The sequence below is a fragment of the Maritalea myrionectae genome (genome assembly GCF_003433515.1).
Lineage (GTDB): Bacteria > Pseudomonadota > Alphaproteobacteria > Rhizobiales > Devosiaceae > Maritalea > Maritalea myrionectae.
Map to the genome: position 1 here is coordinate 2431856 of NZ_CP021330.1, position 15805 is coordinate 2447660.

Here is a 15805-nt window from a genome sequence, read left to right on the forward strand (position 1 = left end):
AAAGAACTCAAACCGCCCCATACGATTGACAGCAGAACCGCGATCCAAAACACAATCGCCCAAAAACTAACTTTCATAAAAAATACCAAAAATCTGAACGCAGGAAGAAATGGAGCCCGCTAAAAGCATAAAAATGTTTTATTCCATATATCTCTGGAATTGGAAATAGCCTCAAACCCGCTCAAGCGCCCTAGCTCCACTTAATCGAACAGCCCATCGACGGGAATTGCTCTTGCGGCCCTTGCCCGGTTTTGGCGATGGTCTGCATGGCATTGACCAACTCTTTTGTGCGCCCAGTTGAATCTCCCATGCCTGCATCATCCAGACGGCCGCGATATTGAAGCTCGCCATTTTTGTTGAGGCCAAAAAAGTCTGGCGTGCAAACGGCCCCGTAAGCGCGGCCAACGTCCTGTGCTTCATCAACCAAATAGGGAAAGGAAAAACCAAAATGGCTGGCGAACTTTTTCATGTTCGGCGGGCTATCGTCGGGGGTATGTTGATAGTCGTTTGACATCACCGCCAGCACATTGATGCCTTGGCTCTGCAATTCTTTCGCATCGGCAGCCAGCCGCTCACCAATCGTTTTCACATAGGGGCAGTGATTACAAATAAAGGCGATCAGCAAACCGTTCTCGCCTAAATGTTCCGACATGGTGAAGCTGTTGCCATCAGGATCTTTGAGCGTAAAATCAGGTGCTTTCCAGCCGAAGTCGCAAATGGGGGTATCAAGTAGCATGGTTGGTATCCTTCATGTGGTGCTCAATGCTGGGGAATGGGCCCGACCCAGTGGCCGGGCACCTGAATTGCCGCGTTGTCAATTAAGCGGCATTGGCTTGGTCGGCTGACCAGGCGTTGGGCGCGAAAGCCTTATCAATATCTGTCTCAGCAATATGGTTTGTGTAGTTTGACATGACTTTAAGGCTGGTGCCAAGGATGACATCCAGAATATGCCGACGGGTGTAGCCCGCGGTCAAAAAGGCCTCGACTTCGGCATCAGATGGCCAACCGCGGCTCTCATTGATCACACCAGCGAACGTGCGCAAGGCTTCAAGCTTGGCATCAGCAATTGGCGTGTTTGTGCGCAAGGCCCCAATGATTTCAGCGGGCACTTTGGCCATTTGTGAAATCGATGTGTGTGCGGCCATGCAGTATGCGCAGCCGTTCAATCGGTTGTTGGTCATCAAAATGATTTGACGCTCGGTTTCAGAGAAGTCGGCTTTGTCGAAAATACCAGAAAGCGTCATGTAGCCTTCAAGTATCTCAGGCGCTTCCGCCATGGTGCCCAAAAGGTTGGGCACAAAACCATAAATGGTTTTTGCCTTTTCAAGCAGAGGTTTGGATGCTTCTGGCGCCGTGGACACGGCGTAAGTGCGAAATTCAGTCATGGACTTAATCCTTTGATCGGTTTCAAACTCGACCGATTGTTTATAACGATCGGTATAAACAAACTGCATAGTTTATAACGATCGGTCAATACAAAAGTCCATAAAACTATAAAGCCTTGCTTTTGCTTATTTTTGTGGGCATCTGGACGATCTTCAGTGAGCGCAAGACCGCCCGGATCAGGCTTTGTGTTGAATGATCGGTATAAAAAAAGTATGTTGCATGGAGCGATCATTTACCCGGAACGCAGCACCATGCCCTGGAAGAAAAATTTTGACTTGGATGAAGCCACCTTAAAAGCCACAGAGGTTTTTTGGGCCAAAGGCTATGAAGCCACATCGATCACTGATCTGGTGAATGCGATGGCGGTGAATAAGGGCAGCCTCTACAATGCCTTCGGGAGCAAGAAGGATTTATTCGTCCGCGCACTGATGCAGTATGACCGCCTGTACCGTCAGAGATTATTGACTGAGATGGCGGCCATCGATGATCCGGTGGCGTCGATAGAGGCGCTGTTTGATCGAATGATCGAAGAGAGTGCGGCCGACCGTCAACGCAAAGGTTGCATGCTGGTCAATACGGCCCTCGAACTCCCGCACCATGATCCCGACATACAGAAGATGGTGACGTCCGCACTCCTAGAGTTCGAATTGTTTTTCGAAACATGCGTAAAACGGGGCCACAAACAAGGCACAATTTCCAACAAGATTGACGCTCAGGCAGCAGCGAAGTCGCTGCTTGCCCAGGTTGTTGGCCTACGCGTTCTGGCGCGTGGTGTATATGATCGCGAAAGCCTCAACGCCATTCGCGATCAAGCCTTGCAAATCGTCAAAGGCTAAATGAACCGAATTACCGGCCCGGGTTCAAAGCAGAAATTCACTGCAATCTCGCCCTACCCTAAAATAGCGGCACGCCGATCAATGCGCCATGCGCCCAGAAAGCAAACAGAACAAAGGCCACGCCACCGATCACAATGGCAATTACATCGTTGGTCACTGGTCCTGCAACTGGATTAGGTTCGCCCCGGCGTTTCACATTGATCCGGTTCCAAACGGCCCAGCCCAAAAAGCTCAAGAATAGAATGAGAGAGGCAAGATCGCCATTGACCAGCAAGTGCGCCAGCGCCCAGATTTTGACGGACAGGATCATTGGGTGCTTCACCGCAGCTTTGATTTTGCCAGCAGGCACGTAAGCCGCTGCCAAAACGATGAAGGCGATCAACATCAGGGCGTAGGCGATGTGACGGAAGAAATAAGGTGTTTCATAAAGGATCACCGGGTCCATGCGCGCTTGGCCATAGCCCCAAACGATCAGAGCAAGACCAATCAGCGATTCAACCGCATAAAGGCCCTTCCACGTCATCTCACCGCGCTTGGCGATGAATTTTTCCCGAAAATCCGGCACCAACATGCGCGCCGAGTGAACGCCTAAAAACAAAACAATGCCCAAAATTAGCCAAACCATCTTATCCCCCTTTGGTGATTTGCGCTCAATGTAGGAAGGTTCTTTCATGGATGCAACGACTATAAGCCGTGTACCAAGCACTTATCCCTGCCCTTGACCAAGGTGTAAGAAACTGCCAGCACTTGTTTTTTTAGTTGTTTTTTGCGAGGCACCTATGTCTGAGTTCATCATCACCACCTATGATTGGGTTCCCGAAGTGCCGCGGGGCTATGTGCGCGATTTGCGCTTGCGCTGGGCGGCAGAAGAAGGGCAGCTGCCCTATTGCGTGGAAAGCACCTCGTTTCAGGATCGCGGGCCGGATCATTTTGCCAAACATCCTTTTGGTCAGGCACCAATGCTGACACACAAGGACCAGACAATTTTTGAAAGCGGCGCTGCGCTTTTATATTTGGGCGAGCACAGCGACAAGCTGATGCCAACAGATCAGGCGCGCCGCTACAATGTCACCCAATGGGTGTTCGCGGCGCTGAACTCCATGGAAATGGCCAGCGTGCCCTGGTCACTGTTCAAGTTCTCCGGCACAGACAATGATCAGTCCGGCTATCCCATGTTCGACAATTTCCTCACCAGCCGCCTGACCAATCTGGAAAAAGCGCTTGATGGCCGCGACTGGCTGACCGATCAATTCTCGGTGGCGGATATTGCCATGGTGGATGTGTTGCGCCTGATTGACCGGTTCGACGGCTTGGTCGGCTATCCGACTTGCCGCGCCCTGAAAGAGCGCGGCGAAGCCCGCCCTGCTTTTAACAAGGCGCATGACGATCAAATTGCGCATTTTGATGCGGCAAACTGAGTTCTTTTTCGCCTTAAATCCACGTCCGCCCCCAAAAAGAGTTGGTACACAAGCTCACGATCAATAAACGGCGCTTAAATGCCACCCCGGAGATAGGATAGGCTGAAACCCATTTTCTTATTTTAAACTACATGCTTGCTTCCAAATTCAGCCTAAAGCCAAACGTGACAAATTCTTTTTCTCCAACTTGGAGATTTAAGCTTACTAAAGCTAGTCAGCAAGTGCATCCCTAAAATACGCTTCCAAACGAGAAAACCCAGCAGTAGATGCGTGATCATCGTCAAAATAAAATGAGTGCTTTTCATTATATATTGGGCATTTTTGCTCATTGCAAAACACATCGGTTGGGTCAATTATACTTATAAATTCTGAATTATTTTTTTCGACTTCAAACCAGGCCTCATTTGCAATCATTTGACGTTTTCGATGACTTTCCACAGAGATAAAATATTCACTTTTGCTTTCCAGATAAATTTTTATTTCATCTGCACTGCGTAGTTTTAACAAACCTTCAAAAATTCTCTTTGGATTTACTGAGTTGTGAGGTACTTGCAGCAACACAACTAGATCGACACTTTCCCTTGAAAACAATTCGTAGGTTCTTTTTACGGCTTCACTATAAACTTTTTTTGCAAATTCCTTTTTGGGCTCTGCAAACAAATTATCGGTAATCGGATTCCAATCACCGGAGTTTGAGCCATCCACATAATAGTCCCAACGTGCGATTAGTATCACTTTTTTTACTTGCTGCGCGTTTGCCAAACGCAGGGCCGCCTTAACATGACGCTGACATTCTTGCGATTGCAAATTCGGATGAGGCTCACCCCTAAACGCGTAGACATCCAATAAAGGCAGACAGCCACTTGTTCCGAAATATAATCCAGAGTGTCCTCGTTCAGACATTATTTTACCAAGAGTTTTTGTCGATGACTTACTGTGCGAGTCGCCCAAAACAATGAATTTGAAATCACTATTTGCGGCATCACCAATTTTACACCATTCAGCGGCTGCAACAACCACACTATCTTTACACGTATTGGATGTCACATCTTCAAAATACTCAGACGGCCTCGTAATAGTATCGATAAGTTTCACATTAAATCCCAGACGTAGATTTGTGGGCACTCCGTTAGACGAAATAATATAAAAGGTGACCAACAAGATCACCGAGAAGCTGATACTGAGGGCAGCTAGCAGCCGCCGAACACCGACGGAATTCCGAAATAGTTGTTCGATAAGAAAATAGGAGACAACTGATAGGGCGAGGGTTAGAGAGATTAAAACAAATTTGTCAAAGTTTTCAGGTAGCTCAGCGCCAATTCGTGAAAAGGCAAAAATCGGAAAATGCCATAAATACGCCGAATAGCTTACCAGCCCTAGCCCAACGAATGGTTTAGAGCTTAAAAGCCTACCCGCAGGATTATCATTACTTCCATAGCCGATTATCATTGCAGCACCAATCACCGGCAAAAGCGTGTAATAGCTAGGGTGGGGAGTATTGTGATCAAAAAATAAAACGCTATAAGCAATGAGGCATAAACCGATAAGCGGCAAATATCTCCAGAAGTGTCTGTGACCAGCTTTCTTTCCGCTTAGCTCCCTATAGGCAATGATTGAGCCAATAGCGAACTCCCAAAATCGACCAAAAGGCAGGTAGAAATTAAGTTGTGGATCTCGGGTCTCCATTAGCACCGCGAATTGAAAACTCAACACCGATATGGATATCAGCCCCCCCAAAAAGACGGACCGAGAAAACCGAAATGCCAGAGTTGCTAAGACTGGAAAAACAAAATAAAACTGCTCTTCAACTCCCAAACTCCAAGTATGCAGAAGAGGCTTCAATAACGAACTATCTGCTCCATACTGTGTCGTATTGAAATAGAAGAAGAAGTTTGAAGCAAAAAAAATAGACGCGATAATACTTTGCGCATATTCGACAAAGTCCAACGGCAACAACTTTTGCCATGCAAAAGGCAAAGAAGCAAAAATTACTGCAAAGAGCATCGGGAGAATTCGGCGCGCCCTTTTTTCAAAAAAGCGCAAAAAGTTAAAAGAGCCCTTCAATTGAAGCTCTGAAAGAATGATACGCGTAATGAGATAACCACTTATTACGAAAAAAATGTCGACGCCGACGAAGCCGCCCTGAAACCAGACTCTCTCGAAAAGCACTAGCTGAGCGTGGTATAGGATTACGCTAACCACAGCGACTGCACGTAAACCATCAATCTCGGCTCTGTATAAATTTCTATCGCGTATCACTTAGTCCGCCTAGAATACTGCTTGTCAGGCAGCAATGATTTATCACTACAAAGAGTACACAGATCAATTCTATAGATAATTTTTCCGTTGTGACCTAAGTTAGCGGCTGCTGTTAGAAGTCTCTTAAAGCACTTCTTTCGTAAAATAATATTGATGATTCAAATTCTCGCCCCTCTACTCCCATTCAATCGTGCCTGGGGGCTTTGAGGTCACGTCGTAGACGACGCGGTTGATGCCTTTGACTTCGTTGATGATCCGTGTGGCGGTGCGGCCGAGGAATTCCATATCGTAATGATAGAAATCGGCGGTCATGCCATCGACGGACGTAACAGCCCGCAGGGCGCATACGAATTCGTAGGTACGGCCATCGCCCATCACGCCAACGGTTTGTACCGGGAGTAGCACGGCGAAGGCCTGCCAGATCTTGTCATATTGGCCAGACTTGCGGATCTCATCGAGATAGATCGCATCGGCTTTACGCAAAATGTCAGCTTTCTCTTTATTGATGCCACCGGGGCAGCGGATGGCCAGGCCTGGTCCGGGGAACGGGTGGCGGCCTACAAAGCTGTCGGGCAAGCCAAGCTCGCGGCCCAGTTCGCGCACTTCGTCTTTGAAGAGTTCGCGGAGCGGCTCGACCAGCTTCAAATTCATCTTTTCCGGCAAGCCGCCCACATTGTGGTGCGATTTGATGGTCACCGATGGACCGCCGGTAAAGCTGACGCTTTCGATCACGTCAGGATAAAGTGTACCCTGCGCCAAGAATTCCGCGCCGCCCACTTTTTTCGCTTCCTCTTCAAAGGTTTCGATGAACAAGCGACCAATGATTTTGCGCTTTTCTTCCGGATCAGATTTGCCGTCCAACTCACCCATAAAGGTGTCCTCGGCATCCACATGCACCAGCGGAATATTGTAATGGTCGCGGAACAGGGTCACCACTTCTTCCGCTTCATTCATGCGCAACAGGCCGTGATCCACAAAGATACAGGTTAGCTGATCGCCAATCGCTTCATGGATCAACACTGCTGCCACAGAGGAATCGACGCCGCCAGACAGGCCGCAGATCACTTTGGCGTCGCCCACTTCTTCGCGGATGCGTTCAATCGCCATCTCGCGATAGGCCGCCATGGTCCATGAATTGTCGCAACCACAGATTTTATGGACGAAATTGGAAATTAGTTTCGCACCATCCGGGGTGTGCACCACCTCAGGGTGGAACTGCACCGCAAAACGCTTTTTCGCCTCATCAGCGATCAGCGCAAAAGGTGCGCCGGGCGATTTGCCTTTCACCACAAACCCTTCGGGAATATCCACCACGCGGTCACCATGGCTCATCCAAACGGGGTATTTCTGCCCGACTTCCCACACGCCTTCAAACAGCGGGCATGGCGCGGTGATTTCCACATCAGCACGACCAAATTCGCGGTGGTCGCCGCCTTCAACTTTGCCGCCGAGCGACATGCACATGGCTTGCTGGCCATAGCAGATGCCGAACACCGGCACATCCAGCGCCCAAATGTCAGGGTGAATTTCTGGCGCCATGTCGTCGGTCACGCTTGCCGGGCCACCGGAAAGGATCACGCCTTTGGGCTTGAGGGTTTCAAGCTTGTCGCCAAGATTGTTGAAGGGATGAACTTCGCAATAAACGCCCGCCTCGCGTACGCGACGTGCAATAAGCTGGGTCACTTGTGAACCGAAGTCCACAATGAGGATATTTTGGGTGGTGTCGTGGATGATGTCTGTCATGGCGACGCTTTACCCGCAATTGTGAGATTCCGCAACCGGGATTCACGCCGATTCTGGCAAAAAGTGAGAGCAATTGACGGTTTTATTTGCCCGGGCTGCCCGGCAACTTGAATTTACCGCCCAATCACCAGCAACGCGCCGATTAAGACAAGTGTTGCGCCGAGCATCGCCTGCACATTCACGGGTCGAATTTTGAGGTCAAACAGGCCGAAATGATCATAAAGCAGGCTGGCGCAAATCTGACCGACAATCACCAGCAGAATAAAGGGCGCCACGCCCAGTCGCGGCACGGCAAAGATGGACACCAACACTTGATAAACGCCGATCAGTGCGCCCAGCCATATCCATGGCGGCATGGTGCGCACCGCCCGCATATCGGGCATCGGCACCCTTGTTAGGATGGCAACCAAACTTATGGCGCAGGTGGCGATCAGAAAAGCAATCAGTGTCGCAATGATGGGATTGCCCAGGCCCACTGCCATACGGGCATAAATGGGGCCCTGCGCTGCGATCAGCGCGCCGCCCAAAATGGCGGCGACCATCACCCCGCTGATTAGCCAGCCTGTTGGCATCGGCGCTCATCCAGCGTTTTATACATATAGGTGGTGGCGTGGAATGCGTCGTCAGTGGCGTTTTTTCCAAAATTGGGAATGATCCCGGCCACCTTATAGCCCATGCGGTGATAGAACGGTTCTGCCCCGCCGCCTGTGCGTGTGTCCAGCGTGATCTGCCAGCGATCATGGGCCCTTGCCTCCTCTTCCAGCCGCGCGATCAGTTGGTGGGCAATGCCTTTGCGGCGATGGTCAGGATGCACCATCATTTTAGAGACTTCCCCACGATGGGGCTGATTGTCGGGCATCCCTAATATCAATTGCGCCGTGCCCACGGCCCGCCCCTCTTCCAGCGCCAAAAACAAAGCCCGGTCGCCGCTGGCCACGGCGGGCCGGATCGTCTCCTGCCAGAATTGTGTCGCCCGCTCGGCACTGAGCGGCGCGATAAAGCCCACCGCGGCGCCATTGTTCACGGTATGCTGCAAAATCTCGATAAGCTGATCGAGTTGCTCGTCAAACGCCTCCAGGGTTGCGCGAATAATCTTCATGGTGCCTCACACAAGAACAATAAAATAGTCCGCACCGCTATCGGGCGGGGTGATAAATTCCGAACTGGCGAACAATTGATAGCGCAGGCAATCGCCTGCCTTCAGGCTAAAGTGATGGTCATCGACGCGGATAAAGAGCGCACCCTCCAGCATGATCAAATGATGCTCTAACCCCGCCAGCGATGGCTGGTCATAGATAATCTGCTTGCCCGGTTCCAACGTGCCGCGAATGACTTCGGCTTTGAGTTTTTCAGCAGGCGGTGACACTTTGGTGCGTGTAAATCCGGATTTGGCGTCGTGCCACACATCTTGATCAGCCGCGCGCACCAAGGGCACAAACTCGTCTTCCACCATCGCCATCAGGCGCGACATGGGCAGGCCATAAACCGCACACAATTTGCCCAGCACTTCAGCTGTTGGGCTCACCTCACCTTTTTCCAGACGTGACAGGGTGGCGCGACTAATGGTGCTTTGCTGCGCCAATTGATCGAGCGTCAAATCTGTGTCTAATCGCAATTGCTTCAGCCGTGCGGCCAGATTGGTTGAAAAACTGTCCATATTGCCTCCATTTCTCTAAAATGAGATATTTTCTCATAAATGGCAATAGCTAATTTGTGCCGGAAAACGGCGCAATCGGGCTTATTTCCTGAATTCGCTTGACTTTGATCGCGCTAAATGTTGAATGGGCGCATTATTGGACCGGCCCGAAAATGATTTTTTGGCCACGCGCTATCAGAATGGCAATCAATGCCATATGCCGAGCAACGTGACTCGGATGCTGCCGGCGCCAACAAACGAAAGATATCCCATTGAGTTTTGAATTATTCGGCTTAGCAAAGCCGATTCTTGCCGTTTTGCCTAAACTAGGCTTGAACGAGCCCACCCCTATTCAATCAAAAGCCATTCCGGCTGCGTTGGATGGGCGTGATATTGTGGGCCTCGCCCAAACAGGCACCGGCAAAACCGCGGCGTTCGCGCTGCCGATCGTGCATAAATTGCAAGCCCAAGGCGCGGTGCCAAAGAACAAGCGTTTGCGCGCTTTGATCTTGTCACCAACCCGTGAGTTGGCTGCGCAGATTCATGAATCTGTACGCAACTATTCGGCCCGCACCAATTTGCGTGTGGCCACTATTGTTGGCGGCGTGTCTTATCGCGTGCAGAAAAACCAGTTGCAGCAGGGTGTCGACATTTTGATCGCCACACCAGGCCGTTTGCAGGACATGTTGAAGCAAAATGCGCTGACATTGGATGATGTGCAGATTGCCGTTCTCGACGAAGCCGACCAAATGCTTGATATTGGCTTCCTGCCTGCCATCAAAGAGATTTTGAACCTGACACCAACTGAGCGTCAGACCCTTCTGTTCTCTGCTACTATGCCAAAAGAGATCCGCAAGCTGAGCAATTCACATTTGCACCAGCCGCTTGAACTTTCTGTGCCATCGAACAAGCCAACTGCCGACAAAGTCGAGCAAATGGTTATTTCCATGGGCAAAGGCGACAAGATTGAAGCGATCTCTGACGTGTTGTTGGAGCATGATGACAAAACAGCCATCGTGTTCACCCGCACAAAGCGCGGTGCTGATAAAGTGACCAAGCGTCTTGGCGTGTCCGGCATCAAAGCCGCTGCAATCCACGGCAACAAGTCACACAATCAGCGCGAGCGTGCGCTCAAGCAATTCAAAAAAGGTGCCTGCAAAGTGTTGGTCGCGACTGACATTGCTGCGCGGGGCATTGACGTGCCTGGCGTTGGCTTGGTGATCAATTATGAATTGCCTGAAGTGGCTGAATCATATGTGCACCGTATTGGCCGTACGGCCCGTGCTGGTGCATCTGGCTTGGCGATTTCCTTCTGTGATGCTGAAGAGCGCCCCTATTTGGGCCTGATCCAGCGTTTGATCAAGTTGGATATTCCTGCAGTTGATTTGGAAGGCGAAAGCGTGGAAATCGAAATCCCACGTGGCGCTCCACCAAAACGCAACCAACGCCGCGGTCGCGGTGGCCCACCACGCGGTGGCCGTAACAATGGCGGCGGCGGTCGTGACGGGCAGCACAAAAATTCTGCCCCGAAAAACGCCCCCCGCAAAGGCGGCAAGCCACGCAGCCGCAAGCCACGTCGCGACGCAGCGTAGTTTGGTTGACAGGTAAAAATTTGAAAGCCGCTGATTTTTCAGCGGCTTTTTTTTGGGGTGTGTGGATTGTCACGATTAAGACGCCAAACATCCCAATAAAAAGTGCCCACTATAAATGCCAACATGAAAAAATAGACCCAGCTCGGAAGTTGCAAAAGCCAAACAACTAAAAGTACTAATGGTGAATGTATGCCATACACAACCAGATGTTTTTTCATAGACACCCTAGCCTGCGCCTTCCTCCAATCTGATTCATCTGCAGCAATATGAAAATAGGCGCTTACTAATGCAGGTGAGAAAAATGTGAGACCGCTCATGAGCGCTGCGCCAATCTGTTTCGATTGGGGGACCTCGCCATATCCAGAATAGGCTAAGGAGAGATACACTGCGACGCCAATGACCGCAAATTTTATCTGTCGAACATTCAATAAATGATCGAGGAAAAGTTCAGTAAAATGCTTCATTATTAAAAACCATGTTAAATAATGCCAACACAATAATGCCGACCGTTTATGATGGCAAGTCACAACCATTCAACGCGCTGTTCTTTAAAATTTGTAATTTCACACAGCGATTCTGATCGATCCCGGCTCGGGGTCGGGATGGCCCGAGAGGAGATTGGATTGAATAGCGCTCATCCTGAGTCTCCTTCGACAGCTTCCCCCCAACCACACGGGATGCATTTGCCAGTTTCACCGCCCCGGACTTGATCCGGGGCCAAAGATCACCTGTTACGTACCCTTTGACCAGAATCAACTCATCCCCCTCGCCGCATGCTAATCTATTGCCATGACTCAGGATGAAATCATCGATTGGCTTTTGGTCGGCGATCCGGCCATTCAGTACCAGACCTATCGCGACCTTCTGGATATAGAACGGCCCGACATTCGTGCGCGCATTGCAAGGGAGGGTTGGGGCGCGCAGTATTTGGCGGCGCGCAAGCCCGACGGGGTGTGGGGCGATCGCTTCTATCAACCCAAATGGATCAGCTCGCATTATACGCTGCTGGATCTGAAATTGTTGAATATTGCCCCCGATCATGACCCTAGCCGCGATAGCATTCGCAAGATTTTTGCTGAGCAAAAGGCCGATGATGGCGGGATTCGGTGCGGGCATTCCCACCCCCGCAGTGATGTCTGCGTCAACGGCATGGTGCTGAATTATGCCAGCTATTTCGGCACCCCTGCCCCTGATTTGGTGTCGATCATCGACTTTCTGCTTGGCCAACACATGCAAGATGGCGGTTTTAACTGCATGTCCAACCGTTCTGGCGCGCATCACAGCTCGTTGCATTCCACCATCTCAGTGTTGGAAGGCATCCACGAATATTTGCGCAATGGCCACGCCTATCGCGCCGACGAATTGAAGGCCTGCGCAGCTGCGGCGCGGGAATTCGTTTTGCTGCACCGGTTCTATAAGTCGGACCATACGGGTGAGATTATCCGCAAAGACTTCTTGCAACTCAGCTTCCCACCGCGCTGGTACTACAATATTTTGCGGGCCCTCGATTATTTTCAGGCGGCGCAGATCCCATGGGATGATCGAATGCAAGATGCGATAGATGTTTTGCGCACCAAGCGGCGAAAGGATGGCCGCTGGCGCACCGAGGCTGCGCGCGCAGGACAAGTACATTTCAAGATGGAACAGGGCCGCCAACCCAGCCGCTGGACCACTTTGATGGCGTTGCGGGTTCTTCGCGTCTATGGGCAACAACACGGCAAATGATTTGTGTGCAGATCACGTGAGGCGCAAATAGGAACGTGCCTTGTTGAACAGTTTCAGCATTAGAAAAGACAAGATGTAGGAACTGACGACCACCGCCATGAACTTCTTCGAATCTGTGCTCGGCCAAAGATAAATCATCACTGCACCGTGCCCGACAAGCATCGCGATAAGTGCAATTTTGACACTGCGAAATGTCGAAACAAGCAGACCGAGCGCCGTTATCGCGGCAAGCATCTGGTGCGTATAGTGAAGTGTAATGCCAAACCCTACGCCTCGCGATGTGCCAAAAACATATATGATTGACGCGATGATTTGGGACAAAATCCCCCAATCAATGGCCGCAAGCAAAACAATCAAAAATGCGCTGAGAAGAATATTTTTCGACGTTGCCATAAGTGCGATTTTCAAACTTCCCTTAGAAAACGTCGAATTTTCAGACGCTATACGGCCGCTTTCAGCTCGCCTGCATGGTTTTCTATCGTCGGCAATTGGTCGAACTTGGCAATCGCTGCGCAAAGGGCGGTGAAGCAATTGCGGTCAATGGCGTCATCCACCATTTCGCGCATAATGCCGAGTGCTTTTTCAACCGGCATGGCCGCACGGTAAGGTCGGTCCGCAGTCAAGGCGTCGAAAATGTCGGCAACGGTCACAATGCGCGTGTCCATATCGATCTGATCGCCCCTAAGGCCTTTGGGATAGCCTTTGCCGTCCAAACGTTCATGATGGCCGCCAGCGACGGGTGCAATGTCACCAAAAGCTTTGATGTTGGCCAATATCTCCATTGAAAAAACGGGGTGCTTTTTGATTTCTTTGAACTCATCCTCATCCAGCCGCCCCGGCTTATCGAGCACGGAGTTGGACACGCCCAGCTTACCAATATCGTGCAACAGGGCCGCACGGCGCAACCAGCGGCGTTTTTCTGCTGAATAACCCATCTGCTCGGCAATCAGGTCGGCGAATAATGTCACCCGTTCGGAATGCCCGGCTGTGAAGGGGCTTTTGCTGTCGACCACTTGCGCGAAGGCTTGAGCAATGTCGTCCAAATAGTCTTCGTCGGCGATGCGTGCGCCCTGGCCGGGCTCAAATTCATAAATGACTTTTGAAAGGTCATCTCGTGCCAAGGTTTTCCAATAGGCTTGGTCGTCGGCCAGCGCCAAAAAAGCATCCGCCACCTTTGGATCAAACCAACTGCCGGACCGCGATTGCACAGCATTGATGGCTTCCGCGCGACCGTCATTCATATAATAAACGTCAACCACCTGCCCCAGCAGCGCGATTTGCGAATAAAGCGGAATTTCAGGGCCTTTCAGCTTGTCGGGCTGCCCCCGGCCATCCCAATGTTCATCAAGATTCAAAATCCCCTGCTGCACATTGTCGTTGAAGTGCATTTGCCGGGCGATTTCCGCCCCGCGCTGGCACCGCGTTTCCAGCAGTTCACGGGTGATCTCGCCGCCATGGCGCAGCGTGCTGACAATCGAGCGGAATCGGTCGGCCATACTGGCTTTGACCCCTGATTGGGTGATCACAAAATTTAAGACCTGCGGCAGGCTCCCATCAACCTTTTTAAACTCACGTTTAAAGGTCAAATCGTCGGCCAGATAGTGCGCGCAGATGCGTGCTGCGTTGCTGGAACAGCCCAAATCTTTCAGCAAAATCGTGTAATAGAGGTCGGACAATTGCGCTTGGGTCAGCCCAAGTTTTTGCCCGACATTGATGCCCGTCCAACACGCGCGGACGCAGTGGCCAACGGGTTGACCTTCAGTGATGTCCAGCGCATGGCTGAGCGCGGAAAGCAGTTCGGCCACGCGGATTTTGGTTTTTGGCTGCGCAGGTGCCATCTTCGCCTCTGACGAAAGGGATTTTCGCCAAGTTAGGCTGTTTGCTTTAACGTTCCACTAAAGCAGGCAATAATTTTAGGCGTTACGCTGCATCACGGCGAAGTAAAATCCATCCGTGCCGGTTGTGCCGGGCGTCAGGGTAATGGATTTGAGGTCTGATGACCAAGGTTGCGGCTTATCAAAGCCAAACAAATCCTGCCAAACCTCCCCTGCCGACACCAGTTCAAAGCTTGGATTTTCATCCAGAAACGCATAAATCTGGCCTTCATTTTCCTCTGGGAAAACGGAACAGGTGATGTAAACCAAAAAGCCGCCGACTTTGACAAAGGAAATGGCTTGCGAAAGCACTTCCTCTTGCTCTTGCAGGCGCACATCGAGTTGTTCGCGGCTTAGGCGCCATTTGGCGTCGGGACGGCGGCGCCATGTGCCAGATCCGGTGCACGGCGCATCAACCACAACTTTATCCATGCTGTCGAGCAGGTCATCCAGCGAACCATCTTCAGGCTGGCGCACTTGAATATTGCGTGTGCCCGCGCGTTTGATGCGCTCAAAAATGGCCGACAAGCGCTTGCGGTCGCTGTCATAGGCAAAGATCTGGCCTTTGTTTTCCATCGCAGCAGACATGGCGAGGCTTTTGCCTCCTGCCCCAGCGCACAGGTCAAGCACCTTTTCCCCCGGACGGGCAAAGATGAGATCGGAAACGATCTGACTGCCCTCGTCCTGAATTTCATACCAGCCTTTTTGAAAGCCTTCTTCTGCCTGCACATTGGGCGTGCGCGAGTCGCGCGTGCCCGCGGGCATGCGAACACCGCTTAAGGCGATTTCAGTAGCCACTGGCTTGACGCGTTTTAAGGCTTTGAGCACTTTGTCGCGGTTGGATTTGAGCGTATTCACCCGCAGATCAACTGGCGGACGGCTGGCCAGGGCAACGCCCTCATCAACCCATTCCTCATCAAAATTGCGCTCAAACGAATTCTGGCACCATTCGGGAATGTCCGCCTGCACGTGCAGTGGCGCATCGGCCAGCGGATTGGCGCGCGTCAGCATCGCGGCCTCTTTTTCGCTCACAGGTTCGGGCGCAAACTTATCGCCCTCAAATTGAGCGTTGAGGCTTTCGGGCGTTTCGCCCCACTCGCGCACCAAGGTCGCCAGCGCCAAATGCCGCCCGGTGTTGCCACCCGCAATATGGGCATTGCTCAGCTTTTTGCGCAGGGCATCATAAACAATGTTGCCAATGGCCGCGCGGTCGCCCGACCCGGCAAAGCGATGCGACAAACCCCAATCTTTCAGGGCGTCGGCCACAGGCCGCTTGCGCTGTTCAATATCATTGAGCACTTCAATCGCTGCACTTAATCTGCCCGGTAAACGCATT

The 15805-nt window shown here is 51.3% G+C and carries 15 protein-coding genes; 4 read left to right on the forward strand and 11 right to left on the reverse strand.

Annotation, left to right across the window (positions count from 1 at the left end):
- Positions 1-190 precede the first annotated feature (190 nt).
- Together MXMO3_RS12275 and MXMO3_RS12280 are read right to left on the reverse strand one after the other, a co-directional pair.
- Positions 191-736, reverse strand: a complete 546-nt coding sequence (locus MXMO3_RS12275) for a thioredoxin family protein (protein WP_117396066.1) — start codon at positions 734-736, stop codon at positions 191-193.
- 82 nt (positions 737-818) lie between these two features.
- Positions 819-1385: a carboxymuconolactone decarboxylase family protein gene (locus MXMO3_RS12280; RefSeq protein WP_117396809.1), complete on the reverse strand. Its 567-nt coding sequence runs from the start codon at positions 1383-1385 to the stop codon at positions 819-821.
- Positions 1386-1541: 156 nt separating this feature from the next.
- On the opposite strand from MXMO3_RS12280, the gene MXMO3_RS12285 reads away from it, so the two are divergent.
- Entirely contained in the window at positions 1542-2222 is a 681-nt protein-coding gene (locus MXMO3_RS12285) for a TetR/AcrR family transcriptional regulator (RefSeq protein ID WP_162889254.1), read from the forward strand.
- A gap of 58 nt (positions 2223-2280) precedes the next feature.
- Here MXMO3_RS12285 and MXMO3_RS12290 read toward each other — a convergent pair whose 3' ends face one another.
- Positions 2281-2847, reverse strand: a complete 567-nt coding sequence (locus MXMO3_RS12290; protein ID WP_027833406.1) for an NnrU family protein — start codon at positions 2845-2847, stop codon at positions 2281-2283.
- A 154-nt stretch (positions 2848-3001) separates the two neighbouring features.
- Between MXMO3_RS12290 and MXMO3_RS12295 the strand changes: the two genes are divergently transcribed.
- Positions 3002-3640 (forward strand): glutathione S-transferase family protein, encoded by a 639-nt coding sequence (locus MXMO3_RS12295; protein WP_117396068.1) that lies wholly within the window; start codon positions 3002-3004, stop codon positions 3638-3640.
- Between the two features lie 210 nt (positions 3641-3850).
- On the opposite strand, the gene MXMO3_RS12300 is transcribed toward MXMO3_RS12295, so the two are convergent.
- The 5 genes from MXMO3_RS12300 to MXMO3_RS12320 form a co-directional block, all read right to left on the reverse strand.
- The gene (locus MXMO3_RS12300) at positions 3851-5899 is read right to left on the reverse strand and encodes an acyltransferase family protein (RefSeq protein ID WP_117396069.1); all 2049 of its coding nucleotides are present in this window, start codon (positions 5897-5899) and stop codon (positions 3851-3853) included.
- Between the two features lie 174 nt (positions 5900-6073).
- Positions 6074-7642: a glutamine-hydrolyzing GMP synthase gene (gene guaA, locus MXMO3_RS12305; protein ID WP_117396070.1), complete on the reverse strand. Its 1569-nt coding sequence runs from the start codon at positions 7640-7642 to the stop codon at positions 6074-6076.
- 113 nt (positions 7643-7755) lie between these two features.
- Positions 7756-8214: a DMT family transporter gene (locus tag MXMO3_RS12310; RefSeq protein ID WP_117396071.1), complete on the reverse strand. Its 459-nt coding sequence runs from the start codon at positions 8212-8214 to the stop codon at positions 7756-7758.
- A complete protein-coding gene (locus MXMO3_RS12315; protein WP_117396072.1) occupies positions 8196-8741 on the reverse strand; it encodes a GNAT family N-acetyltransferase in 546 nt (181 codons plus the stop codon). Before MXMO3_RS12315 ends, MXMO3_RS12310 begins: the two co-directional genes overlap by 19 nt.
- Positions 8742-8747: 6 nt before the next feature.
- Positions 8748-9299 (reverse strand): helix-turn-helix domain-containing protein, encoded by a 552-nt coding sequence (locus MXMO3_RS12320; protein WP_117396073.1) that lies wholly within the window; start codon positions 9297-9299, stop codon positions 8748-8750.
- Between the two features lie 251 nt (positions 9300-9550).
- Between MXMO3_RS12320 and MXMO3_RS12325 the strand changes: the two genes are divergently transcribed.
- Entirely contained in the window at positions 9551-10870 is a 1320-nt protein-coding gene (locus MXMO3_RS12325; protein WP_051213060.1) for a DEAD/DEAH box helicase, read from the forward strand.
- Positions 10871-10908: 38 nt separating this feature from the next.
- Here MXMO3_RS12325 and MXMO3_RS12330 read toward each other — a convergent pair whose 3' ends face one another.
- On the reverse strand, positions 10909-11334 hold the full coding sequence (locus tag MXMO3_RS12330; RefSeq protein ID WP_117396074.1) for a hypothetical protein: 426 nt from the start codon (positions 11332-11334) through the stop codon (positions 10909-10911).
- 325 nt (positions 11335-11659) lie between these two features.
- Here MXMO3_RS12330 and MXMO3_RS12335 point away from each other — a divergent pair, with 325 nt between their 5' ends.
- Complete coding sequence (locus MXMO3_RS12335; RefSeq protein ID WP_117396075.1) at positions 11660-12595, forward strand: hypothetical protein; 936 nt, start codon at positions 11660-11662, stop codon at positions 12593-12595.
- Between the two features lie 440 nt (positions 12596-13035).
- Here the strand turns inward: MXMO3_RS12335 and MXMO3_RS12345 are convergent, their stop codons facing one another.
- Entirely contained in the window at positions 13036-14433 is a 1398-nt protein-coding gene (locus MXMO3_RS12345; RefSeq protein ID WP_117396077.1) for an HD-GYP domain-containing protein, read from the reverse strand.
- Between the two features lie 75 nt (positions 14434-14508).
- Entirely contained in the window at positions 14509-15804 is a 1296-nt protein-coding gene (locus MXMO3_RS12350; RefSeq protein ID WP_117396078.1) for an RsmB/NOP family class I SAM-dependent RNA methyltransferase, read from the reverse strand.
- Position 15805: the final 1 nt, after the last annotated feature.